At 64.0% G+C, this 21,220-nt stretch carries 22 protein-coding genes; 7 read left to right on the forward strand and 15 right to left on the reverse strand.

Going from position 1 to position 21,220, the window contains the following annotated elements; genetic code table 11:
• Nucleotides 1–51: 51 nt before the first annotated feature.
• Together PspR32_RS02595 and PspR32_RS02600 are read left to right on the forward strand one after the other, a co-directional pair.
• The gene (locus PspR32_RS02595; RefSeq protein WP_010221639.1) at nucleotides 52–858 is read left to right on the forward strand and encodes an AraC family transcriptional regulator; all 807 of its coding nucleotides are present in this window, start codon (nucleotides 52–54) and stop codon (nucleotides 856–858) included.
• A 62-nt stretch (nucleotides 859–920) separates the two neighbouring features.
• Nucleotides 921–1,202, forward strand: coding sequence for a PsiF family protein (locus PspR32_RS02600; RefSeq protein ID WP_036995519.1), 282 nt, complete (start codon nucleotides 921–923; stop codon nucleotides 1,200–1,202).
• 6 nt (nucleotides 1,203–1,208) lie between these two features.
• Here the strand turns inward: PspR32_RS02600 and PspR32_RS02605 are convergent, their stop codons facing one another.
• Nucleotides 1,209–2,129, reverse strand: coding sequence for a hypothetical protein (locus PspR32_RS02605; protein WP_159388049.1), 921 nt, complete (start codon nucleotides 2,127–2,129; stop codon nucleotides 1,209–1,211).
• A gap of 219 nt (nucleotides 2,130–2,348) precedes the next feature.
• Here PspR32_RS02605 and PspR32_RS02610 point away from each other — a divergent pair, with 219 nt between their 5' ends.
• Nucleotides 2,349–3,356, forward strand: a complete 1,008-nt coding sequence (locus PspR32_RS02610; protein WP_010221643.1) for an AI-2E family transporter — start codon at nucleotides 2,349–2,351, stop codon at nucleotides 3,354–3,356.
• 57 nt (nucleotides 3,357–3,413) lie between these two features.
• Here PspR32_RS02610 and PspR32_RS02615 read toward each other — a convergent pair whose 3' ends face one another.
• The gene (locus PspR32_RS02615; RefSeq protein ID WP_100782907.1) at nucleotides 3,414–4,679 is read right to left on the reverse strand and encodes an Hsp70 family protein; all 1,266 of its coding nucleotides are present in this window, start codon (nucleotides 4,677–4,679) and stop codon (nucleotides 3,414–3,416) included.
• Between the two features lie 160 nt (nucleotides 4,680–4,839).
• Between PspR32_RS02615 and cbpA the strand changes: the two genes are divergently transcribed.
• Nucleotides 4,840–5,799 carry a curved DNA-binding protein gene (gene cbpA, locus PspR32_RS02620; RefSeq protein ID WP_010221645.1) on the forward strand — a complete coding sequence of 320 codons (960 nt, stop codon included), beginning with the start codon at nucleotides 4,840–4,842 and terminating at the stop codon, nucleotides 5,797–5,799.
• A 2-nt stretch (nucleotides 5,800–5,801) separates the two neighbouring features.
• Nucleotides 5,802–6,107, forward strand: a complete 306-nt coding sequence (locus PspR32_RS02625; RefSeq protein ID WP_010221646.1) for a chaperone modulator CbpM — start codon at nucleotides 5,802–5,804, stop codon at nucleotides 6,105–6,107.
• 48 nt (nucleotides 6,108–6,155) lie between these two features.
• Here PspR32_RS02625 and PspR32_RS02630 read toward each other — a convergent pair whose 3' ends face one another.
• The 7 genes from PspR32_RS02630 to urtA form a co-directional block, all read right to left on the reverse strand.
• Nucleotides 6,156–6,677, reverse strand: a complete 522-nt coding sequence (locus tag PspR32_RS02630) for a GNAT family N-acetyltransferase (protein ID WP_010221647.1) — start codon at nucleotides 6,675–6,677, stop codon at nucleotides 6,156–6,158.
• A 5-nt stretch (nucleotides 6,678–6,682) separates the two neighbouring features.
• On the reverse strand, nucleotides 6,683–7,210 hold the full coding sequence (locus PspR32_RS02635; protein WP_159388050.1) for a GNAT family N-acetyltransferase: 528 nt from the start codon (nucleotides 7,208–7,210) through the stop codon (nucleotides 6,683–6,685).
• 38 nt (nucleotides 7,211–7,248) lie between these two features.
• Nucleotides 7,249–7,947: an urea ABC transporter ATP-binding subunit UrtE gene (gene urtE / locus PspR32_RS02640; protein WP_159388051.1), complete on the reverse strand. Its 699-nt coding sequence runs from the start codon at nucleotides 7,945–7,947 to the stop codon at nucleotides 7,249–7,251.
• A gap of 20 nt (nucleotides 7,948–7,967) precedes the next feature.
• On the reverse strand, nucleotides 7,968–8,789 hold the full coding sequence (urtD, locus tag PspR32_RS02645; RefSeq protein WP_010221650.1) for an urea ABC transporter ATP-binding protein UrtD: 822 nt from the start codon (nucleotides 8,787–8,789) through the stop codon (nucleotides 7,968–7,970).
• A 35-nt stretch (nucleotides 8,790–8,824) separates the two neighbouring features.
• Nucleotides 8,825–9,904, reverse strand: a complete 1,080-nt coding sequence (urtC, locus tag PspR32_RS02650; protein ID WP_010221651.1) for an urea ABC transporter permease subunit UrtC — start codon at nucleotides 9,902–9,904, stop codon at nucleotides 8,825–8,827.
• Complete coding sequence (urtB, locus tag PspR32_RS02655) at nucleotides 9,904–11,400, reverse strand: urea ABC transporter permease subunit UrtB (protein ID WP_159388052.1); 1,497 nt, start codon at nucleotides 11,398–11,400, stop codon at nucleotides 9,904–9,906. The genes urtC and urtB overlap by 1 nt, the downstream gene beginning before the upstream one ends.
• A 102-nt stretch (nucleotides 11,401–11,502) precedes the next feature.
• Complete coding sequence (urtA, locus tag PspR32_RS02660; protein ID WP_159388053.1) at nucleotides 11,503–12,768, reverse strand: urea ABC transporter substrate-binding protein; 1,266 nt, start codon at nucleotides 12,766–12,768, stop codon at nucleotides 11,503–11,505.
• Nucleotides 12,769–13,013: 245 nt separating this feature from the next.
• Between urtA and PspR32_RS02665 the strand changes: the two genes are divergently transcribed.
• Nucleotides 13,014–13,589, forward strand: a complete 576-nt coding sequence (locus tag PspR32_RS02665) for a hypothetical protein (protein WP_232531793.1) — start codon at nucleotides 13,014–13,016, stop codon at nucleotides 13,587–13,589.
• A 54-nt stretch (nucleotides 13,590–13,643) separates the two neighbouring features.
• Nucleotides 13,644–14,183 (forward strand): hypothetical protein, encoded by a 540-nt coding sequence (locus tag PspR32_RS02670; RefSeq protein WP_010221655.1) that lies wholly within the window; start codon nucleotides 13,644–13,646, stop codon nucleotides 14,181–14,183.
• 9 nt (nucleotides 14,184–14,192) lie between these two features.
• On the opposite strand, the gene cycA is transcribed toward PspR32_RS02670, so the two are convergent.
• From cycA to PspR32_RS02700, 6 genes are all read right to left on the reverse strand, one after another.
• Nucleotides 14,193–15,611, reverse strand: a complete 1,419-nt coding sequence (gene cycA, locus PspR32_RS02675; protein ID WP_159388054.1) for a D-serine/D-alanine/glycine transporter — start codon at nucleotides 15,609–15,611, stop codon at nucleotides 14,193–14,195.
• A 110-nt stretch (nucleotides 15,612–15,721) separates the two neighbouring features.
• Nucleotides 15,722–16,744 (reverse strand): FecCD family ABC transporter permease, encoded by a 1,023-nt coding sequence (locus PspR32_RS02680; RefSeq protein WP_010221658.1) that lies wholly within the window; start codon nucleotides 16,742–16,744, stop codon nucleotides 15,722–15,724.
• Nucleotides 16,741–17,691 carry an ABC transporter substrate-binding protein gene (locus PspR32_RS02685; protein WP_010221659.1) on the reverse strand — a complete coding sequence of 317 codons (951 nt, stop codon included), beginning with the start codon at nucleotides 17,689–17,691 and terminating at the stop codon, nucleotides 16,741–16,743. The genes PspR32_RS02680 and PspR32_RS02685 overlap by 4 nt, the downstream gene beginning before the upstream one ends.
• Entirely contained in the window at nucleotides 17,688–18,476 is a 789-nt protein-coding gene (locus PspR32_RS02690) for an ABC transporter ATP-binding protein (RefSeq protein WP_010221660.1), read from the reverse strand. The genes PspR32_RS02685 and PspR32_RS02690 overlap by 4 nt, the downstream gene beginning before the upstream one ends.
• Before the next feature lie 178 nt (nucleotides 18,477–18,654).
• The gene (locus PspR32_RS02695; RefSeq protein WP_010221661.1) at nucleotides 18,655–20,721 is read right to left on the reverse strand and encodes a TonB-dependent copper receptor; all 2,067 of its coding nucleotides are present in this window, start codon (nucleotides 20,719–20,721) and stop codon (nucleotides 18,655–18,657) included.
• Between the two features lie 78 nt (nucleotides 20,722–20,799).
• Nucleotides 20,800–21,219 carry a DUF2946 domain-containing protein gene (locus tag PspR32_RS02700; RefSeq protein WP_159388055.1) on the reverse strand — a complete coding sequence of 140 codons (420 nt, stop codon included), beginning with the start codon at nucleotides 21,217–21,219 and terminating at the stop codon, nucleotides 20,800–20,802.
• Nucleotide 21,220: the final 1 nt, after the last annotated feature.

Here is a 21,220-nt window from a genome sequence, read left to right on the forward strand (position 1 = left end):
TCCTGTTGCTTATACTTGCATCCAGACAACCTACGCATAGATCCAGACAGCATGGCGATAAAGTACGTAGAAATCCCGCAATTCGAGGTCTTGCCGGCCCCAGTGTACTTTCGTTACGACGAATTCGGCGCCGACACCCACAGCGCCGCGCACCGGCACGCCTGGGGCCAGCTCAACTATGCGGCCCATGGCATCATGCACCTGGAGATCGACGGCCAGCGCTTCATCTCGCCACCGCACTATGCGGTGTGGGTGCCGCCGGATACCGAGCACAGCTGCTACAACCCGCAGGCCATTGTCTATCGCTCGGTCTATCTGGATCGCGAGCTGTGCCAGGGCCTGCCTGATGCCCCCTGCACCCTGGTGATCAGCGAGATCCTCAAGGCCATCCTCGGCGACTTCGCCGCCCGTGACGTCAAGGTGGCGCAGGATCAGGCCGACCAGCGTCTGGCCCAGGTGCTGGTCGACCAGTTACGCCGCGCACCGACCCAGACCTGCTACCTGCCATACGCACGCAGCGCCGGCCTGAGCGAGGTGCTGCAGGCCCTGCATGCCCAGCCCGGTGACAATCGCCCGCTCGGCCATTGGGCCGCCAGCCTGCATGTCAGCGAACGCACCCTGGCCCGCCAGTTCATCCGCGAGCTGGGCATGAGCTTTGGCGAGTGGCGCCTGCGCCTGCGCTTTTTGCGCGCCATCGAGGCGCTGGAACAGAACCTGCCGATTCAGCAGATTGCCTTCGACCTGGGCTACAGCAGCGCCTCGGCCTTCATCGCCATGTTCCAGCGCCAGGCCCACTGCACGCCCGAGCAATACCGGCGGCAAGCGCGGGCCGAAGAGCCGCGTGCTGGAGGTTTGTAACCATATTTGTCTACACTCTCGCCAGAGCTGCGCGTGGTGCGCGGCGACCAGGAGAAAACGCCATGAAGATGGTGCGTGTGCCGTTGCTGTTGCTGGGTTTGCTGATGTGTTCCCAAGGATTTGCCGCCACGGCGCAACAGGAAAAAATGAAAACCTGTAATGCCGATGCCACCACCAAGGCGCTCAAGGGTGACGAGCGCAAGGCGTTCATGAGCGACTGCCTGAAAGCCAAGCCGGCGACCCAGCAGGAGAAAATGAAAACCTGCAACGCCGATGCCACCACCAAGGCGCTCAAGGGCGATGAGCGCAAAGCGTTCATGAGCGACTGCCTGAAGAAAAAGTAACCTTCGTCAGTTGGCGTAAGTCACCGACTCGAGCCGGTCCAGGCCCTCGCCGATAAACAGCGAGAATGGCCGGCCGGCGCGGTTGGCCAGGTCCCGGCAGTCGCCCTGGAGCATGCCGATACGCAGGTCCTTGCCCGGATTCAAGTTCAGGCTCTGCTTGCCCAGCGAGCCGATCTCGAAGGCCATCTCGAAGGGGCGCCACGGGCTGCGCTGCGGCGTCCCCTCGGCTTGCCAGGCCTTGACCTGGCCGTTGTGAATTCTCTCCCGCAGGGTCGGGTCCTTGAAGTCGAAGCGTGCCGGCAGTTGGGCGAAATGCATCGGCGCGTACTCGATAATGACCTGCGCGCGTTCCGGTGGGCCATCGTCGCGCTGCACGATCGACCTGAACCTGAACGGCCCACCGGAAACCTCGGCCAACGCGTGACAGGTGATGATGCTCGACACTTCACTGTTGTTCTCGGCGGCAAGCGTGCGCTCGCGCAGCGTGGCACTGGAAAGCGCTTCGATACGATTGCCAAGCTTGAGCTGCAGGGTGACTGGCCCCTGGATGCTTTTGACCGCCTCGCTAAAACCGTCGAACCTGGCGCCCGGCGCGTGCGGTTCAAGGGTGACATCGACTTCCCAGGAAGCGGCGGCGCGAGCCCGGGGAATTTCATCGAACAACTCGCGCAGGGCTTGGCGCTTACCGGCATCGAGCGAGCGTGAGACGTTGATCAGCAAGTTCTGCCGGTGGTCATCGTCAAGCTCGACCTCGATGTCTTTTGGATCGATTTTCAGTGCCAGGATGGCCTGGTACAGGTCATCGCCGTATTGCGGCCTGAGGTCGCCATAGTAGGCGCTTACCGGCTGCGCGAAATGCAGGGTGGCGAAGTCTTCCGAACAGCCGCCAAGCAGCATCAGCGGAAGCAGGACAAGCAGTTTGCACATGGTCTGGAGCTCTTTGCCTTGAAGGTGGGAAGGCACAGAGGGACTCCTGTTTCGCTTACCTGCGAATGCGCTGCGAGACGCCACCATTCCATCGGGGGGCGGCAATCATAGAAACATCACAACGGCATTGCCAGCCGCAGTGCCGCTGCATGCCACTATGCCTGCCGGGCGAAGGCTGGCAGACTGCCGGTTTTCCATGCCGTCGCCTTTCGAGGTTGTATGACCTTTACTCCGCGCCAGATCACCCTGGCCAGTTGGATCATCGTCTTCTCCGGCCTGTTGCTGGTGTTGCCGCTCAAGTTGTTGCCGAGCCTGCTGGCCGGTCTGCTGGTGTTCGAACTGGTCAACATGCTCACCCCCAAACTGCAGCACCTGATTGCCGGGCAACGGGCGCGTTGGCTGGCGGTGGCGTTGCTCGGCACCCTGGTGGTCAGCACCCTGACCCTGCTGTTCGCCGGCGCCATCAGTTTCTTGCTGCATGAAGCGGAAAACCCTGGGGCATCCCTGGACAAGTTCATGCTGTTGGTCGACCAGGCCCGCGGGCAGTTGCCGCCGTTCATCGATGCCTACCTGCCGGCCAGCGCCTCGGAGTTCAAAGTGGCCATCGGCGAATGGCTCAAGACCCACCTGGGTGAGCTGCAACTGGTGGGCAAGGGCGCGGCGCACATGTTCGTCACCCTGCTGATCGGCATGATCCTCGGCGCCATTGTCGCCCTGCAGCGCATCCCCGACATCTCTAAGCGCAAGCCTCTGGCGGCGGCGTTGTTCAACCGTCTGGCGCTTTTAGTGCAGGCGTTTCGCAACATTGTCTTCGCACAGATCAAGATTTCCCTGCTCAACACCTTCTTCACCGGCATCTTCCTTGCCGTGGTACTGCCGCTGTTCGGCGTGCACCTGCCGCTGACCAAGACCCTGATCGTGCTGACCTTCCTGCTCGGCTTGCTGCCGGTGATCGGCAACCTGATGTCCAACACCCTGATCACCATCGTCGGCCTGTCGTTGTCGATCTGGGTGGCGATGGCGGCGCTCGGTTACCTGATCGTTATCCACAAGGTCGAGTACTTCCTCAACGCGCGGATCGTCGGCGGGCAGATCAGTGCCAAGTCGTGGGAATTGCTGCTGGCGATGCTGGTATGCGAGGCGGCGTTCGGCTTGCCGGGGGTGGTGGCGGGGCCGATTTACTACGCCTACCTGAAGAGTGAGTTGCGCCAGCAAGAGCTGGTGTGAACTGAAGGCTAGCGCCGGCGTTGCCGGCGAAAGGGCCGCAACGCGGCCCCGGCTATCTCAACCGTAACGCTTGCGCGCCTCGATCGCCAAGCCGCTGCCAATGCTGCCGAAGATGTTGCCTTCGACATGGCGGGCATTGGGCAGCATCGCCGCCACGCTCTGGCGCAAGGCCGGGATGCCGCTGGAACCGCCGGTGAAGAACACCGTGTCGACCTGCGCGACGCCGACGCCGGCCTTGACCAGCAACTCGCTGACACTGCCGCGCACGCGCTCGAGCAGGTTGTCGATCGACTCCTCGAACAGCGCCCGGCTCAACTCGACGCTGAGGCCCGGCTCGACCCGCTTGAGGTCGACCAGGCGGCGCTCGTTGTGGGTCAGCTCGATCTTGGTTTCTTCCACTTCCATCGCCAGCCAGTGCCCGGCGCGCTGTTCGATCAGCTTGAACAGGCGGTCGATGCCGTCGGTGTCTTCGATGTCGTAGCGCATGCTGCCCAGGGCCAGCTGGGATTTTTGCGAGTACACCGAGTTGATGGTGTGCCAGGTGGCCAGGTTCATGTGGTGGCTGGTGGGCATGAAGGCACCGCTTTTCATCCGGCTGCCGTAGCCGAACAGCGGCATCACGCCCTGCAGGCTCAGCTGCTTGTCGAAGTCGGTACCGCCGATGTGCACGCCACCGGTGGCGAGGATGTCCTGCTGGCGGTCATCGAGCATGTGCCGCTCGGGGGCCAGGCGCACCAGGGAGAAGTCCGAAGTACCCCCGCCGATGTCGACGATCAGCACCAGCTCTTCGCCCTGGATGTTCGACTCATAGTCAAAGGCCGCGGCAATGGGCTCGTACTGAAACGACACGTGCTTGAAACCGATCTTCTTCGCGACTTGCGCCAGGGTGTCTTCGGCTTCCTGGTCGGCGGCCTGGTCGTCATCGACGAAATGCACCGGGCGGCCCAGTACGACCTCGTCGAAGGCCCGGCCGGCATTGGCTTCGGCGCGCTTTTTCAGTTCGCCGATGAACATGCCCAGCAGGTCCTTGAACGGCAGCGCGGTACCCAGCACGCTGGTGTCGTGCTTGATCAGCTTGGAACCCAGCAGGCTCTTGAGCGAGCGCATCAGGCGGCCTTCATAGCCTTCGAGGTATTCGTGCAGGGCCAGGCGGCCGTACACCGGGCGGCGCTCCTCGATGTTGAAGAACACCACCGACGGCAGGGTGATCTTGCCGTCTTCCAGGGCGATCAACGACTCCACGCCCGGGCGGTGCCAGCCGACGGTGGAGTTGGAGGTGCCAAAGTCGATACCGCAGGCACGGGCCGGGGATGCGTCACTCATGGGTTGTACTTCCGGGGGAAAAACGGCCGCGCAGTTTATGCCAGCCGTCAGCAGAATCAAGACCGATTATCTGCTTTGCAGTAAACCCATGGGCACCTTGAAAGGCTATGCTTGACCCCAATCTACACAAGCATTCGATTAACCCATGGTGATTCCTTAGATGGACTTCAAAGACTATTACAAGATTCTTGGCGTAGAGCCGACGGCGGATGACAAGGCGATCAAGACCGCCTACCGCAAGCTCGCGCGCAAGTATCACCCCGACGTCAGCAAAGAGCGTGACGCCGAGGAGAAATTCAAGGAGGCCAACGAGGCCTATGAAGCCCTGAGCAGCCCGGAAAAACGCGCCGAGTACGACGAACTGCGCAAATACGGCCAGCACGGTCGGCCATTCCAGGGCCCGCCAGGCTGGCAAAGCCGCGGTTCGGCAGGTGCTGGCGGCTTTGGTGACGGTGGCGATTTTTCCGATTTCTTCAGCTCGATCTTCGGTTCGCGCGGTGGCAATGGCAATCCATTTGGCCGCGGCCAGCAACGCAGTGCCGGACGGCGGGGGCAAGACGTGGAAATGGAACTGGCGATTTTCCTTGAAGAGACCCTGTCCAGCGAGTCCAAGCAGATCAGCTTCCAGGTGCCGCAGCACAACGCCAGTGGTCAGCGCACCGGCTTTACCACCAAGACCCTGAACGTGAAGATCCCGGCCGGCGTCAGCGACGGCGAGAAGATCCGCCTCAAGGGCCAGGGCGCACCGGGCGTCGGTGGCGGGGCCAATGGCGACTTGTTCCTGACCATTCGCATGGCACCGCATCCGCTGTTCGATGTCGAAGGTCATGACCTGATCATCACCGTGCCGCTGGCACCGTGGGAGGCCGCGCTGGGCACCAAGGTGGCGATGCCGACCCTGACCGGCAAGGTCAACTTGACCATCCGTCCGGACAGCCAGAACGGTCAGCGCCTGCGGATCAAGGGCATGGGCCTGGGCAACAAGCACGGCCAGCGCGGCGACCTGTTCGCGCAATTGAAAGTGGTGATGCCGAGCCAGTCCGATGCCGCCGCCCGCGAGCTGTGGACCAAGTTGTCGGAAAAGGCCGCATTCAACCCGAGGACACAATGGAGTAGCTGATCATGAGCAGTACCCTGGTCGTTCAACTGGACATGCAGACCCTCTGTCAGGAAGCCGATCTGCCGGCGGCCTACGTGATCGAAATCGTCGAACACGGCATTGTCGAGCCTTCCGGGCGAACGCCGGAAGACTGGCTGTTTGACGATCAGGCGCCGGTGCTGGCCAAGCGCGCGGCCAAGCTGCACCACGATCTGCAACTGGAGTGGGAAGGGGTCGCGCTGGCCCTGGAGCTGCTGGAGGAAGTGCAGCAACTGCGCAGCGAGAACAGCATGCTCAGGCAACGTTTGGGGCGGTTTGTGCAGGGCTGAGTTCATTGCCTGCGCTGCGCGACCGATCGCCGGCAAGGCCCTGAAGACCTAGAGCAATTTGTAGTACAGCGCCGTTGCCCGATAGATCCCGTCCGGCCCACAGGCATAATCAGGAATCTCCCCGGCCTTGCTGTACCCCTGCGACCGATAAAAAGCTTCGGCCCCCGAGCCGGCTTCGGTATCCAGGTACAGCATGCCGCGCTGCTTCTGCCGCGCCGTCGTTTCCAGCGCCTGCATCAGTTGCTGGCCAAGGCCCCGGTGCCGTGCCGCGCTGTGCACCAGCAGCTTTTGCACTTCAGCCCGGTTCAAACCATTGGGCTTAAGGCACAAGCCCAGCTGGACACTGCCCAGCACTTCCTTGTCCTTGCCCACCACCCACAGCAACAGCTCACCGCTGACCAGGCGCTGGCGCACCTCCTCGAAATAGCCCTCGGCCTGCTGCGCATCGATATCGGCCAGAAACCCCACCGAGGCGCCGTGTTGCACGGCATCGAGCAGCAACGCCACCAGGCCGTCGCGGTAGTAGGCAAAGCTTTCATGGGTCACACGATTGAGCTGCGCAGCATTCACAGGCGTCACTCCATTGTCGGGGGCGGGGCATCGGGGCTGAGGATCAACTGCATGAAGGTCAGGTCCAGCCAGCGACCAAACTTCACCCCGACCTGGGGCATCTGCCCGTTGAGGGTGAAGCCCAGGCGCTGATGCAGGCGAATCGAGGCGGCGTTGCCGCTTTCGATGGCGGCGACCATTACGTGTTTGTTGCAGGCGCGGGCCCGTTCGATCAGCGCCTGCATCAGCTTGGGCCCCAGGCCGTTGCCGCGCTGGTCACTGCGGATGTACACCGAGTGCTCGACGGTATGGCGAAAACCTTCGAACGGCCGCCAGTCGCCAAATGAAGCATAGCCGAGTACCTCGTTGGCAGCGTTCACCGCCACCAGGATCGGATAACCCAGGGCCTGGCGAGCATCGAACCAGGCTTGGCGGTTGTCCAGATCGACCGCTTGCTCGTTCCAGATCGCCGTGGTGTTGAGCACGGCGTCGTTATAGATATCGCGAATGCCCGTCAGGTCGGCAGGCACTGCATCGCGCAACAGGTAAGTCATGGCAGGTTCTCGAACAGGGGCACTGTGATCGGCTCAGGTTAAATGGTTACCAGGCCGCGCACACCCTCGGCTTCCATATTTTCGCCACGCCCGGCCTGGATGATTTCACCGCGTGACATCACCAGGTACTGGTCGGCAAGCTCCGCGGCAAAGTCGTAGAACTGCTCGACCAGCAGGATCGCCATGTCGCCACGGGCGGCAAGTGTGCTGATGACCGCGCCGATCTCCTTGATGACTGAAGGCTGAATGCCTTCGGTGGGCTCGTCGAGGATCAGCAGGCGCGGCTGGCTGGCCAGGGCGCGGCCGATGGCCAGTTGTTGTTGCTGGCCACCGGAGAGGTCGCCGCCACGGCGCTGTTTCATCTGCAGCAGCACCGGGAACAGCTCGTAGATGAACGCCGGCACGCTGTGGGCCTGGCTGGCGCCAAAGCGCGACAGGCCCATCAGCAGGTTCTCCTCGACGCTCAGGCGCGGGAAAATCTCGCGGCCCTGGGGCACGTAGGCAATGCCGGCGTGCACCCGCTGGTGCGGCTTGAGCGCGGTGATCGCCTGGCCTTCCCAGTGCACGCTGCCTTCGCGGGTGGGCAGCAGGCCCATCAGGCAGCGCAGCAGGGTGGTCTTGCCGACGCCATTGCGGCCTAACAGGCAGGTGACTTCACCGACCTTGGCCTCGAACGACAAGCCGCGCAGGATGTGGCTGCCGCCGTAGTATTGGTGCAGTGAGTCGATTTTCAGCATGTTGTCGTCCTTTGTTGGCCTCATCGCCCGAGGTAGACCTCGATCACCCGGTCATCCGCCTGCACCTGTTCCAGCGACCCTTCGGCCAGCACACTGCCCTGGTGCAGCACGGTGACGTGGTCGGCGATGCTGCCGACAAAGCCCATGTCATGCTCGACCACCATCAGCGAATGCTTGCCGGCCAGGCTTTTGAACAGTTCGGCGGTGAATTCGGTTTCGGCATCGGTCATGCCCGCCACCGGCTCATCCAGCAGCAGTAACTGCGGGTCCTGCATCAGCAGCATGCCGATCTCCAGGAACTGCTTCTGGCCGTGGGAGAGCAAACCGGCCGGGCGCTGGGCCGAAGCGCTCAGGCCAATGGTCTGCAGGATCTCGTCGATGCGCTCGCGCTGCTCGCCGCTCAGGCGCGCCAGCAGGCTGGCCAGCACCGACTTGTCGGCCTTCTGCGCCAGCTCCAGGTTCTCGAATACGCTCAGGGCCTCGAACACCGTCGGCTTCTGGAACTTGCGGCCGATTCCGGCCTGGGCGATCTGTACCTCGCTCATGCGCGTCAGGTCCAGGGTGTCGCCGAACCAGGCCTTGCCGCTGGTAGGGCGGGTCTTGCCGGTGATCACATCCATCAGGGTGGTCTTGCCGGCACCGTTGGGGCCGATGATGCAGCGCAGCTCACCGACGCCGATGTACAGGTTGAGGTTGTTCAGCGCCTTGAAACCGTCGAAGCTGACGTTGATGTCTTCCAGGGTCAGCAGCGTGCCGTGGCGCACCTCCAGGCCTTCGCCGCGGCGCTGGCCGAGGCCGATGGCATCGCGGCCGCTGCCAGCGTCGAGGATCGGTTCGAGCATGAATTCCGGGTGCACCGGCGGTAGTGGGATGGCTCTCATTGTTCGCCCCTTTTGTTCAGCAGACCGACCACGCCCCGTGGCAGGTACAGGGTCACCAGGATGAACAGCGCTCCGAGGCAGAACAGCCAGTACTCGGGAAAGGCCACGGTGAACCAGCTCTTCATGCCGTTGACCAGGCCGGCCCCCAGCAGCGGCCCGATCAGTGTGCCGCGTCCGCCGAGGGCGACCCACACGGCAGCTTCGATGGAGTTGGTCGGCGACATCTCGCTAGGGTTGATGATGCCCACCTGCGGCACGTACAAGGCCCCGGCCAGACCGCACAGCACCGCGCTCAGCACCCAGACGAACAACTTGAAACCGCGCGGGTCGTAGCCGCAGAACATCAGGCGGTTCTCGGCATCGCGCAGGGCGGTCAGGACCCGGCCGAACTTGCTCCGGGCCAGGCGCCAGCCCAGGTACAGGCTGGCCACCAGCAAGGCGACGGTGAGCAGGAACAGCACCGCGCGGGTGCTTTGCGCGGTGATTTCAAAGCCGAGGATGCTGCGAAAATGGGTGAAGCCGTTGTTGCCGCCAAAGCCGGTCTCGTTGCGAAAGAACAGCAGCATGCCGGCGAAGGTCAGGGCCTGGGTCATGATCGAGAAGTACACGCCCTTGATCCGTGAACGGAAGGCGAAGTAGCCGAACACCAGCGCCAGCAAACCCGGCGCCAGCACCACCAGGCACAGGGCCCAGGCAAAGTGCTGGGTGCCGGCCCAGTACCAGGGCAGTTCGCTCCACGACAGGAAGGTCATGAACGCTGGCAGGCCATCACCAGACGCTTCGCGCATCAGGTACATGCCCATGGCATAGCCGCCGAGGGCGAAGAACAGGCCATGGCCCAGCGACAGCAACCCGGCATAGCCCCAGACCAGGTCCAGGGCCAGGGCGACGATGGCGTAGCAGAGGATCTTGCCGACCAGGGTCAGGGTATAGGCCGAGACCTGCAGGCTGTGCCCGGCGGGCAGCAACGACAGCACTGGCAGGGCCAGCAGCACCAGTAGCACCGTGGTGCCGATGGCCAGGGTCCAGCGCGGGCCGGCCTTCTGGCTGGCGGTAACAAGCAGAGGCTGGTTCATCAGTCGATTACCCGTCCCTTGAGCGCGAAGAGGCCTTGCGGGCGTTTCTGGATGAACAGAATGATCAGCGCAAGGATGAGGATCTTGCCGAGCACTGCACCGATCTGCGGCTCCAGCAGTTTGTTGGCGATGCCCAGGCCAAAGGCCGCCCAGAGGCTACCGGCCAGTTGCCCGACGCCGCCCAGCACCACCACCAGGAACGAGTCGATGATGTAGCTCTGGCCCAGGTCCGGGCCGACGTTGCCGATCTGGCTCAGGGCCACGCCACCGAGCCCGGCGATACCGGAGCCGAGGCCAAAGGCAAGCATGTCCACACGCCCGGTCGGTACGCCGCAGCAGGCGGCCATGTTGCGGTTCTGGGTGACGGCACGCACGTTCAGGCCCAGGCGCGTGCGGTTGAGCAGCAACCAGGTCAGCAGCACCACGAACAGCGCGAAGGCGATGATCACCAGGCGGCTGTAGGGCAGCACCAGGTTGGGCAGCACCTGGAGGCCACCGGAGAGCCAGGCCGGGTTGGCCACTTCGACGTTCTGTGCGCCGAACAGCAGGCGGATGGCCTGGATCAGGATCAGGCTGATGCCCCAGGTGGCCAGCAGGGTTTCCAGCGGGCGGCCATACAGGTGGCGGATCACCGTGCGCTCCAGGAGCATGCCGACCCCGGCACTGACGGCGAAGGCCACCGGCAGGGCGATCAGCGGGTAGAACACGATGGCCTCGGGCACGTAGCGTTGCACCAGGACCTGCACGACATAGGTGGCGTAGGCGCCGAGCATGAGCATCTCGCCGTGGGCCATGTTGATCACCCCGAGCAGGCCGAAGGTGATGGCCAGGCCCAGGGCCGCGAGCAACAGGATCGAACCCAGCGACAGGCCGCTGAAGGCCTGGCCGAGCAGCTCGCCAAACAGCAGCTTGCGCTTGACCTGGGCCAGGCTGGTTTCGGCTGCGGTACGCACGCCGGCGTTGCTCTCGACACCGGGTTCGAGCAGCGCCTCCAATCGGGTGCGGGCCATCGGGTCGCCGGTTTCGCCGAGCAGGCGCACCGCCGCCAGGCGCACGGCCGGGTCGCTGTCGACCAGTTGCAGGTTGGCCAGGGCCAGGGCCAATGCCGCATGGACGGCGGCGTCGGCTTCGCTGGCGAAGCGCCGGTCGAGGAAGGCGACTTGGGCCGGCTGGGCGCTTTTCTGCAATTGCTGGGCAGCCGCCAGGCGCACTGTGCTATCTGCGCTGAGCAACTGATGGCTGGCCAGGGCGTTATCCACAAGCCCGCGCAAGCGGTTGTTCAGGCGCAGTTTGCGGGTGTCGCCGGCGGCGATGCGGCCTTGTTGCAGAGCGCTCAGCAGTTCAACGCGGGCCGGGTCCGGTTGCGCCGCCCAGTCCTGGAGCAGGCGCGCCTGCTCATTGGCCTTGGCGGCGATGAAGTAGTCTGCGTCGCTGGCCTGGGCAGTCAGGGGCAACAGCAGGAGGCTGAGGAAAAGGCACAGGAGGGCCTTGGGCATGACGGTTTCCTTGTGGTGTGCTTTGCGGCCTCATCGCGGGTCAAGCCCGCTCCCACAAGGGCTGTGCAAACCCTGTGGGAGGGGGCTTGACCCGCGATGGGCTCAGTTGCCCTTCAGCGCATAATCCGGCCGCTTGTCGTTGCCCGGGATGAACGGGCTCCATGGCTGCGCACGCAGCGGCTGCCCGGTTTCCCAGACCACGTTGAACTGACCGTCATCCTGGATCTCGCCGATCATCACCGGCTTGTGCAGGTGGTGATTGCTCTTGTCCATGGTCAGGGTGTAGCCCGACGGCGCCTTGAAGGTCTGCCCGGCCAGGGCTTCGCGGACCTTGTCGACATCGGTGGACTTGGCTTTCTCGACCGCCTGGGCCCACATATGAATGCCGACGTAGGTGGCCTCCATCGGGTCGTTGGTCACCGCCTTGTCGGCGCCTGGCAGGTTCTTGGCCTTGGCGTAGGCTTTCCAATCGGCGACGAACTGGCTGTTGACCGGGTTATCCACCGACTCGAAGTAGTTCCACGCCGCCAGGTGCCCGACCAACGGCTTGGTGTCGATGCCGCGCAGTTCTTCCTCGCCCACCGAGAAGGCCACCACCGGCACGTCGGTGGCTTTCAGGCCCTGGTTGGCCAGTTCCTTGTAGAACGGCACGTTGGAGTCGCCGTTGACCGTGGAGATGACCGCGGTCTTGCCGCCGGCGGAGAACTTCTTGATGTTGGCGACGATGGTCTGGTAATCGCTGTGGCCGAACGGCGTGTAGACCTCTTCGATGTCCTTGTCGGCCACGCCCTTGCTGTGCAGGAAGGCGCGCAGGATCTTGTTGGTGGTGCGCGGGTAGACGTAGTCGGTACCCAGCAGGAAGTAGCGCTTGGCGCTGCCGCCGTCTTCGCTCATCAGGTATTCCACCGCCGGGATCGCCTGCTGGTTGGGTGCGGCACCGGTGTAGAAGACGTTCGGCGACATCTCTTCGCCCTCATACTGCACCGGGTAGAACAGCAGGCCATTGAGCTCTTCGAACACCGGCAGTACCGACTTGCGCGACACCGAGGTCCAGCAGCCGAACACCACCGCGACCTTGTCCTGGGTCAGCAGCTGGCGGCCCTTTTCGGCGAACAGCGGCCAGTTCGAGGCCGGGTCGACCACCACCGGCTCCAGCAGCTTGCCGTTGACCCCACCCTTGGCGTTGATTTGCTCGATGGTCATCAGGGCCATGTCCTTGAGCGAGGTTTCGGAAATCGCCATGGTCCCCGACAGCGAGTGCAGGATGCCGACCTTGATGGTCTCGGCGGCCTGGATGCTCCAGCTCAGGCCCATGGCCGCGATGGACGCGCTGAGGGTAAAGGCCTTGATCAGACTGCGACGCTTCATAGTGCTCTCTCCATGGAATCGGATGTTCTGTTGGGCAGATGGCGACTTCGCCCAAGAGCGTTAGCAAGGGCTGTGCCGGGTAGCGCGAGGTTGTCTGGGACAGGGGTTTCATGGGGATTTGCGATGGCAATGAAGCGTGCCTGCACCGTGATGGCGCCGGGACCTGTGCGCTGCAAACTTGTCTGCACAGCTTTGGTTCGCGCGGGTATCATCGCCGCCTTCAACACCGTTCAGGGACGATGACAGTGAACAGACACGTGCGTGCAGGGATGCTGGTGGCCGGCTTGTGGGCCGCAGTGGGGCAGGTGCAGGCCAGCGAGCCGTCCTCGCTGTATTTTCGCTGCAACATGACCGCTGCCCAGTACGCCGAGGTCAAGGCCGCCCCGCCAGGCGGGGCGCCAGCCTTCGATGATTGGCAGCAATGGTTCGACAGCCATGGGATGTATGGCCCGGGCAAGGTCAGGAGTGAAGACCTGCGGCCGCTGGTGGCGCGAAACCTTAGAGAGCTGGTCGGCGTCACTGGTTGGGGCACGTACTCGGAGTACGACGAGAAGGCGGGCGCCTGGCGTTTCGCCCTGTTGCAGTTCAGTGATAACTACGGCGAGATGATCTCCCTGCTGGCGCCGCTACGCAGCGTCGCACCCTATTGCGCGGCCGACTCCGACAGTTTCATGCTGGTCTACTCGTACATCTGGGGCAACGGCGACGACGCCTACCTGACCCTCAACGGCCGCAGCCAGTTTGCCAAGGCGCCGACGCCGGCCCAACGTCAGGAGGCCGACGCAGTGCTGGCCGAACTGTTCAAGGCGGCACAACGCTAAGCGGCCCTGTGCTGGCTTTAATCAACCCTCACCCACGGAACAAGGACAGACCCGATGGAAGCTTCGTCGCTGTACATTCGCTGCAACCTCAGCCCCGCTGCCTATCAGGCGGTTATGAGCGCGCCGGTGGCCAACCCGCGGCAGTTCGATGATTGGCAACGCTGGTATGACAGCAAGGACGCCTACGGGGCGGGTGAGCTGTCCGCCCATGACCTGGACCGATCCACTACCTGCAGCCTGGGCGACCTGATCGCAGGTTGGGTTGAGTTCTCCCCGGGTAGCCGCAGTCATTACGATGAGCAGGCCGGGGTGTGGACGTTCGCCGTGCTGGAGTTCACTGACAATTATGGCGAGATGCTGCAACTGCTGGCGCCCCTGCGGCAGGTCGCGCACTACGCCGACGTCGATTCGGACAGTTTTCTGCTGATCTATTCGTACATCTGGGGCAATGGCATCGATGCCTGCCTGAGCCTTGGCCAGGGCCGCAGTGAGTTCATCGACGGCCCGAGCGAGGCACAGCGCGCCGAGGCCGCCGCCGTACTGGAACAGCTGTGGGACAGTGTGGCGGCGGCGTACGAGCAGGGCGGCCTGTAGTTCGGCTGATCAGCTGTCGGCGTTGGCCATCAGCAGCGCGCGGTTACGCCGCACGAACTGGTAGGTCACGGTCAGCAACACGAACCACAGCGGCGTGACGATCAGCGCCTGGCGGGTATCGTGCTCCAGGCCCAGCAGCACCAGGATGAAGGCGAAGAACGCCAGGCACACCCAGCACATCAAGCGCCCGCCAGGCATCTTGTACTTCGAGGCCTGGTGCAGCGCCGGGCGCTGCTTGCGGTAGCTCAGGTAAGACAGCAGGATCAGGGTCCAGACAAACATGAACAGGATCGCCGATACCGTGGTCACCAGGGTGAAGGCTTCGATCAGGTCGGGGACCACATATATCAGTGCGGCGCCCAGCAGCAGGCAGGTGCAGGAGAAGTACAGGCCGTTGGCCGGCACCTTGCGGCTGGAAAGGTGTTCGAAGCTGCGGGGTGCATCACCCTGCTGGGCCAGGCCGAAGAGCATGCGGCTGGTGGAGAACACGCCGCTGTTGGCCGACGAGGCCGCCGAGGTCAGCACCACGAAGTTGATGATGCTGGCCGCCGCCGGCAGGCCGGCGAGCACGAACAGTTCCACGAACGGGCTCTTGCCGGGCACCACGTCGCGCCATGGCGTGACCGCCATGATGGTGATCAGCGCCAGCACGTAGAAGACGATGATGCGCACCGGGATCGAGTTGATTGCCCGCGGCAGGTTGCGCTCCGGGTTCTTCGCTTCGGCGGCGGTGGTGCCCACCAGTTCGATGCCGACGAAGGCGAACACGGCAATCTGGAAACCGGCAAAAAAGCCCATCAGGCCATGGGGGAACATGCCCTGGTCATTCCACAGATTGGCAATGTCGGCGGTGCGCCCGGCGGGCGACTGGAAGCCGGCCACGACCATGTACAGACCGGTGCCGACCAGGGCGACGATAGCGACGATCTTGATCATGGCGAACCAGAACTCGATTTCGCCGAACATCTTCACCGTGATCAGGTTCAGTGACAGCAGCAGGCCGACACAGGCAATCGCCGGCGCCCATTGCGGCAAGTCAGGGAACCAGAACTGCGAATAGGCCGAGATCGCGATGACATCGGCGATGCCGGTGATGATCCAGCAGAACCAGTAGGTCCAGCCGGTAAAGTAGCCGGCCCAGGGCCCGAGCAGGTCGGCGGAGAAATCGATGAACGACTTGTAGTTGAGGTTCGACAGCAGCAGTTCGCCCATGGCACGCATGACGAAGAACAGCATGAAACCGATGATCATGTAGACGAAGATGATCGACGGACCGGCCAGGCTGATGGTCTTGCCCGAGCCCATGAACAGGCCGGTGCCGATGGCGCCACCGATGGCGATCAGTTGGATATGGCGGTTGGACAGGCTGCGTTGCAGGTGGTCATGGTCATCGGGAACGGAGTGTTGCGGGGGCAGGTTCACAGTCATCGGCAGGCATTCCGTTGAGGTCAGTCTTTTTGTGCGCCGCTAGGCTAACACGCGCCTTCCTGGCGCTAGCGCGACAATACGTCTCAAGGCGCCGGCGGTGTTGACCGCGATCAACGTCGGCGCATCAGGCCGATAAAGAACAAGCCACCAATGGCGGCGGTGGCGATGCCGATGGGCAGGTCCTCGGGCGAGATCAACGTGCGCGCGGCGACGTCGACCCAGATCAGGAACAGGCTGCCCAGCAGCAGGCACACCGGCAGCAGGCGGCTGTGCTCGGCACCGACCAGGCGCCGGGCGATGTGCGGCACCATCAAGCCGACAAAGCCGATCGAGCCACTGATCGCCACCAGCACGCCGGTCAACAGCGAACAGATCAGAAACGCCAGCAGACGGACCTTGCGCGCATTCAGGCCAAGGGTCACGGCGGTCTGCTCACCGGCCATCAGCGCGTTCAGCGAGCGGGCCATGCCCAGCAGCAAGGCCAGCCCCAGCAACACGCTGATGGCCGGAATCGGCAGCAGCTCCCAGCGCGCCAGGCCCAGGCCGCCGAGCATCCAGAACATCACCGCCGAGCTTGCCCGGTGATCACCGAGAAACAGCAGCAGGTTAGCCGCTGCCATCATCACAAAGGCCACCGCCACGCCGCAGAGCAGCAGACGGTCGCTGTCCAGGCGGCCGTGGCGGCTGGCGATGGCCAGCACCAGCAGCATGCTGCACAGGGCACCGATGAAGGCCGCCAGGGGCAAGGTCAACACACCCAGCAGTTCACCGATATGCAGCACCACCAGTACTGCACCGAGTGTTGCCCCGGAGGTGACGCCGAGCAGGTGCGGGTCGGCCAGCGGGTTGCGGGTCACGGCCTGCAGTACGGCGCCAATCATCGCCAGGCCGCCGCCGACCAGCGCCGCCAGGAGCATGCGCGGCACGCGAATCAACCAGACGATATGCTCCTGGCCGGTGCTCCATGCAGGTGCTTCGCCGGTAACGCCGAACAGCTTGAACAGCAGGACCCGCCAGACCACCTCGACCGGCACCGGTGCCGAGCCGAAGCCCAGGGAGACCACGCAGGAGACCAGCAGCAGGGCGAACAGCCCGAGCAGCAACAGGCGATGACGGGCGCTTGCGGACCTCATGCGCCGTGCAGGCTCTTGGCGATGGTCTCGATGGCTTCGACGTTCTCAAGGCTTGGCGTGGCCGCCACGTAAGGAATGACCACGAAGCGCTTGTTGCGGATCGCATCGACCGATTGCAGGGCTGGGTGCTGTTGGAGAAACGCCTGCTTCTGCGCGGCGCTGACTTCGCCATAGTCGACGATGACGATCACCTCGGGGTTGCGTTCGACCACGCTCTCCCAGTTGACCCGGGTCCAGCTGGCCTCGATGTCGTCGAGCACATTGCGCCCGCCCGCTGCGGCGATCAGCGCCTCGGGCATGCCCAGGCGCCCGGAGGTCATGGCCCGGTCTTCGCCGCTGTCGTAGAGAAACACCCGTGGGCGCTGTGCCGGCAAGTGCTGCTGGACCACGGCGACGCGCTGTTGCATCTCACCGATCAGTCGCTCGGCGCGTTCCTGCACGTCGAAGATCCTGCCGAGGTTGCGCAGGTCGGTATAGGTGTCATCCAGGCTCGCGGCCGGGCGCTTCATGACAAAGGCGCAGGACTCGGTCAACTCATAGACCGGGATGCCCAGCGGCGCCAGGCTCTGTGGCGTCAGGTCGCCACCGACGCGCATGCCGTAGTCCCAGCCGGCGAACAGGAAGTCGACATTGGCGTTGAGCAGGGTTTCCACCGACGGGTACTTGGCCGCCAGTTCCGGCAGGCCGTCGAGTTGCTTGCGCAACTGCGGGGTCACCGCCTTCCAGCCGCTGACGCCGCTGTAGCCGACCATGCGCGAGCGCAGGCCGAGGGCGAGCATCATCTGGGTCATGTTGATGTCATGGCTCAGGGCATGCTCCGGGGCTTGGGTGAAGGTCACCTGGCGGTTGCAGCTCTGCACGGTCAACGGGTATTGGGTCGCCTCGGCGAAAACGCCGGGGCTGGCCAGCAGCAAGGCCAGGCCGAGCAGCAGGGTGGATCGAATCATCGCTGGGTTATCCAGGTAAGGCGTGGGTGGTCAGCCAGAGGGTGGCGGTCGATCAGCGCTTGCACGCCGAACACCTCCTGCAGCAACTCGGCAGTCAGCACCTGGTCAGGCGTGCCGCTGGCGACGATGCGCCCGTGATCGAGCACATACAGGCGATCACAGAAGGCCGCAGCCAGGTTCAAGTCATGGATGCTCGCCAGGGTGCCAATGCCCAGGCGCCGCACCTGCTGCAACAGCTCCAGCTGATAACGGGGGTCGAGGTGGTTGGTCGGCTCATCGAGGATCAACACCTGGGGTTGCTGGACCAGGGCGCGGGCGAGGATCACTCGCTGCTTCTCGCCGCCGGACAGGCTGGCGAAGGTGTGGTCATCAAAACCCTGCAGGCCGACCGCCTGCAAGGCCTGTTGCACCAACTGGCGATCCGCGTGACTGTCGCCGTCGAACAGGCCTTTATGGGGCGTGCGGCCCATGGCGACGACTTCCTCGACATTCAGGCCGAAGGCATCGGGAAACTCCTGCAGCACCACGGCAATGCGCTGGGCACACCAGCGCGAAGACTGCTGCCACAGGTCATGTGCGCCCAGGCGCACCTGGCCGCGTTCCGGCTTGTTGAAGCGGTAGGCGCAGCGCAGCAGGCTGGTCTTGCCGCTGCCGTTGGGGCCGATCAGGCCGACGAACTCGCCGACGCCGACCTGCAGCTCAACGGCGCGCAGCTGGAACTGGTGGTGGCAGTGGCCGTGGCCCAGGGGCGACCAGTACAGGTCGCTGATACTCAGGGTACTCATCAAGGTCCTGCGGGCCTGAAAAAGCGGGGGCCTATGTTAACGGATTTGCTGTAGGAGCGGCGGCGTGGCGATTCGCCTTGCCCCGCGATAGCGGTTCTTCAGTCGCAGGGTCTCGCGGGGCAAGCCCGCTCCCGTGTTGCCTGGGGAAGGCGCGATCAGTAATCGCGCCCGGGGTGGGTCAGAAACTCAGGTCGACCTTGGTCCAGAACGTACGCCCCGGCTCATTGATCGGCTGCGGGTCGCTGGCCGGGAAGCCGAAGCCGGCATTGCCCGCCAGGTTCAAGTGTTCGGCGTACGCCTTGTCGAACAGGTTGTCGACCCCGGCACTGAGTTTGAGGTTGTTGCTGACCTTGTAGGCGCCGTTGAGCGAGAACACGCCGAAACCGCCGCTCTTCTCATAGTCCTTGCCCACCACGTTGCCGGAATTCTCGGCGATGCGGTTTTGTGCCGCGACCAGGCGCCACAAGGCGCCGGCGCTCCACACATCACGGCTGTAGGTCAGGCCCAGGCGGCTTTCCAGCGGTGGCATCTGCGGCAGTGCCTTGCCGTCGCTGCTGTTCTTGCCCCACGCGTAGGCGAGGGTGGCGTCGGCTTTCCAGTTGCTGGTCAACTTGTACGCCGCGCCCAGTTCGCCGCCCATGATCCGCGCGTCGATGTTCTGCGCGCGCGAGCTGGGCATGCCCATCATCCCCGGCCGGTAGTCGAAGAGGATGTAATCGCGAATCTGCCCGACATAGCCCGAGGCCCAGGCGTCGATGGTCTCGGTCTGGTACTGGATGCCGAAGTCGAGCTGGGTGGTTTTCTCCGGCTTGATACTGTCGAAGGCGTTGACTGAACCGGCCGGACCGGACTTGGGCGAGAACAGCTCCCAGTAGTCGGGAAAGCGCTGGGCGTGGCCGAGGCCGACGTAGGTGGTGGCGGGAACGTCCACCAGGTCATGCTCGTAGCGGATAAAACCGCTGGGCAGGGTATCGGCGCGGGTATTGTCGCGAGTGGCGCTGGTGGCTCGGTAGTCCTTGGCCGAGGCACGGTCCAGGCGCGCGCCGGTGATCAGCCGGTCCTGTTCGGCGGCGTACCAGGTCAGTTCGCCGAACACCCCGTAGTTGTGGAAGTCGGCGTCCTTGGTCCAGGCCATGTGCTTGTGCGCATCGATGCCCATGCCGCCGCGTTGGCGGTGTTCGTTGGTCTGCGCGTCGATGCCGCTGATCAGTTGCAGGTCATCCCAGCGCCAAGTGCCCTTGATTCGCCCGCCAAGGGTCCGTCGGTCGACGTTGCTGACCATCGGCATGCCCATCATGCCCATGCCCGAGGGCGTGCGCAGGCTGTAGTTGTCCATCACGTGGTCGGCATAGTTGTAGTAGACCTGGGCTTCGAGCTTGTCCCAGACCTCGCCGATGTTGGACTTCTCGAAACGCAGGCCAAGGCTTTCGCGCTTGAACTGCGAGCCGTCCATGCCGCGCCCGGCGTAGCGGGCTTCACCGTCGCCCTTGCCGGCGGTCAGTTCCACCAGGGTGTCGGCGTCCGGCGTCCAGCCCAGGGCGACGTCACCGTTCCATTTGTCCCAGCGCGACGGCACGGTGTCGCCATTGCCGTCTTCATAGTCATCGGAGCGCGACTGGTTGCCGACGAAACGCGCATAGCCGTAGCGATTGCCGGCGGCGGCATCCAGCACCTTGTCGAAGCGGCCGTTGGAGCCACCCAGCAGGCTGGCGTTGACGCGGCTGCCGAGCTCGCCGAATTTTTCCGGCTCGCGGTCAAAGAGGATGGTCCCGGCCGAGGCGCCCGGGCCCCAGATCACGCTTTGCGGGCCCTTGATCACGGTCAGGCGGTCGTAGGTTTCCGGCGAGATGTACGAAGTCGGGGCATCCATGCGGTTGGGGCAGGCGCCGAGCATCACGCCGCCGTTGGTGAGGATGTTCAGGCGTGAGCCGAACATGCCGCGCAGGACCGGGTCACCATTGGTGCCACCAGCGCGAATGGCCGAAAAGCCCGGGATGGTTTTCAGGTAGTCGGCGCCATCACTGGCCGGTACCGGCTGGCGTGGGTCCTTGGGGTTGGTGACGATGGTCAGTGGCGAGCTGGGAGCCACGGCGGTGATCACCGTCGGGCTCAGTTCGGCCTGGTCATGGACATGCGTGTCCTGGGCCTGATTGGCGGCCAGGGCCAGGGGGCTGAGCAGGGTGCCGCAGATCACGGCGATGGTCCCTTGCAGGGACAGACGAAAAACAGCGGTGCAGCCGGACATAATGATTCCAACATCGATCAGTCATAAGGGTGCGCGCAGTCGACGGCAGTTGCCGGACTTCGGGCGCAGGTAGTGGGCTCAGACGACGATGAGGGAAGGCGGCGCGCGGCTGCGGGCGCCGGGGAATACCGTCTGCCGGGCATGGCCCTGGCGCGGGTGGACGAGCAGTCGGTGGCTGGCGGGAACGGCTTCGGTGTTGAGCAGGCTCAGGGCCTGGGGCAGCGCCGGGCAATGGAAGAACAGGCTGCAATAGCCGCACTTCTCCCAGATCACCTTCAGCGCCGGGCTGCCACCGTGGTGGCTGTCGGCATGGCAATAATCGGCAGCGCTGTCCATGCTCATGCCGGCTGGCATGGCACGGTGATCCATCGGCATCGACTGGGAAACCAGTGGGCCGATAAAGATCATCAACATGGCGAACAGGCTCAGCCAGCTGCCGCGAACCGTCCTCGACTCAGGACGCGCGGTGTGGCTGAAGCTGCTGCGGGCGATCGTCACG

Source organism: Pseudomonas sp. R32, from assembly GCF_009866705.1.
Classification (GTDB): Bacteria; Pseudomonadota; Gammaproteobacteria; order Pseudomonadales; family Pseudomonadaceae; genus Aquipseudomonas; species Aquipseudomonas donghuensis.

What these genes read in the sequence shown, in the direction of transcription:
- PspR32_RS02695 (WP_010221661.1), bottom strand. Translation starts at nt 20,721, where the DNA reads ATGTCCGGCTGCACCGCTGTTTTTCGTCTGTCCCTGCAAGGGACCATC.
- PspR32_RS02595 (WP_010221639.1), top strand. Translation starts at nt 52, where the DNA reads ATGGCGATAAAGTACGTAGAAATCCCGCAATTCGAGGTCTTGCCGGCC.
- PspR32_RS02605 (WP_159388049.1), bottom strand. Translation starts at nt 2,129, where the DNA reads ATGTGCAAACTGCTTGTCCTGCTTCCGCTGATGCTGCTTGGCGGCTGT.
- PspR32_RS02635 (WP_159388050.1), bottom strand. Translation starts at nt 7,210, where the DNA reads ATGACTTACCTGTTGCGCGATGCAGTGCCTGCCGACCTGACGGGCATT.
- PspR32_RS02625 (WP_010221646.1), top strand. Translation starts at nt 5,802, where the DNA reads ATGAGCAGTACCCTGGTCGTTCAACTGGACATGCAGACCCTCTGTCAG.
- urtB (WP_159388052.1), bottom strand. Translation starts at nt 11,400, where the DNA reads ATGCCCAAGGCCCTCCTGTGCCTTTTCCTCAGCCTCCTGCTGTTGCCC.
- urtE (WP_159388051.1), bottom strand. Translation starts at nt 7,947, where the DNA reads ATGCTGAAAATCGACTCACTGCACCAATACTACGGCGGCAGCCACATC.
- urtA (WP_159388053.1), bottom strand. Translation starts at nt 12,768, where the DNA reads ATGAAGCGTCGCAGTCTGATCAAGGCCTTTACCCTCAGCGCGTCCATC.
- PspR32_RS02690 (WP_010221660.1), bottom strand. Translation starts at nt 18,476, where the DNA reads ATGAGTACCCTGAGTATCAGCGACCTGTACTGGTCGCCCCTGGGCCAC.
- PspR32_RS02615 (WP_100782907.1), bottom strand. Translation starts at nt 4,679, where the DNA reads ATGAGTGACGCATCCCCGGCCCGTGCCTGCGGTATCGACTTTGGCACC.
- PspR32_RS02685 (WP_010221659.1), bottom strand. Translation starts at nt 17,691, where the DNA reads ATGATTCGATCCACCCTGCTGCTCGGCCTGGCCTTGCTGCTGGCCAGC.
- PspR32_RS02680 (WP_010221658.1), bottom strand. Translation starts at nt 16,744, where the DNA reads ATGAGGTCCGCAAGCGCCCGTCATCGCCTGTTGCTGCTCGGGCTGTTC.
- urtD (WP_010221650.1), bottom strand. Translation starts at nt 8,789, where the DNA reads ATGCTCGAACCGATCCTCGACGCTGGCAGCGGCCGCGATGCCATCGGC.
- PspR32_RS02600 (WP_036995519.1), top strand. Translation starts at nt 921, where the DNA reads ATGAAGATGGTGCGTGTGCCGTTGCTGTTGCTGGGTTTGCTGATGTGT.
- PspR32_RS02610 (WP_010221643.1), top strand. Translation starts at nt 2,349, where the DNA reads ATGACCTTTACTCCGCGCCAGATCACCCTGGCCAGTTGGATCATCGTC.
- urtC (WP_010221651.1), bottom strand. Translation starts at nt 9,904, where the DNA reads ATGAACCAGCCTCTGCTTGTTACCGCCAGCCAGAAGGCCGGCCCGCGC.
- cbpA (WP_010221645.1), top strand. Translation starts at nt 4,840, where the DNA reads ATGGACTTCAAAGACTATTACAAGATTCTTGGCGTAGAGCCGACGGCG.
- cycA (WP_159388054.1), bottom strand. Translation starts at nt 15,611, where the DNA reads ATGACTGTGAACCTGCCCCCGCAACACTCCGTTCCCGATGACCATGAC.
- PspR32_RS02670 (WP_010221655.1), top strand. Translation starts at nt 13,644, where the DNA reads ATGGAAGCTTCGTCGCTGTACATTCGCTGCAACCTCAGCCCCGCTGCC.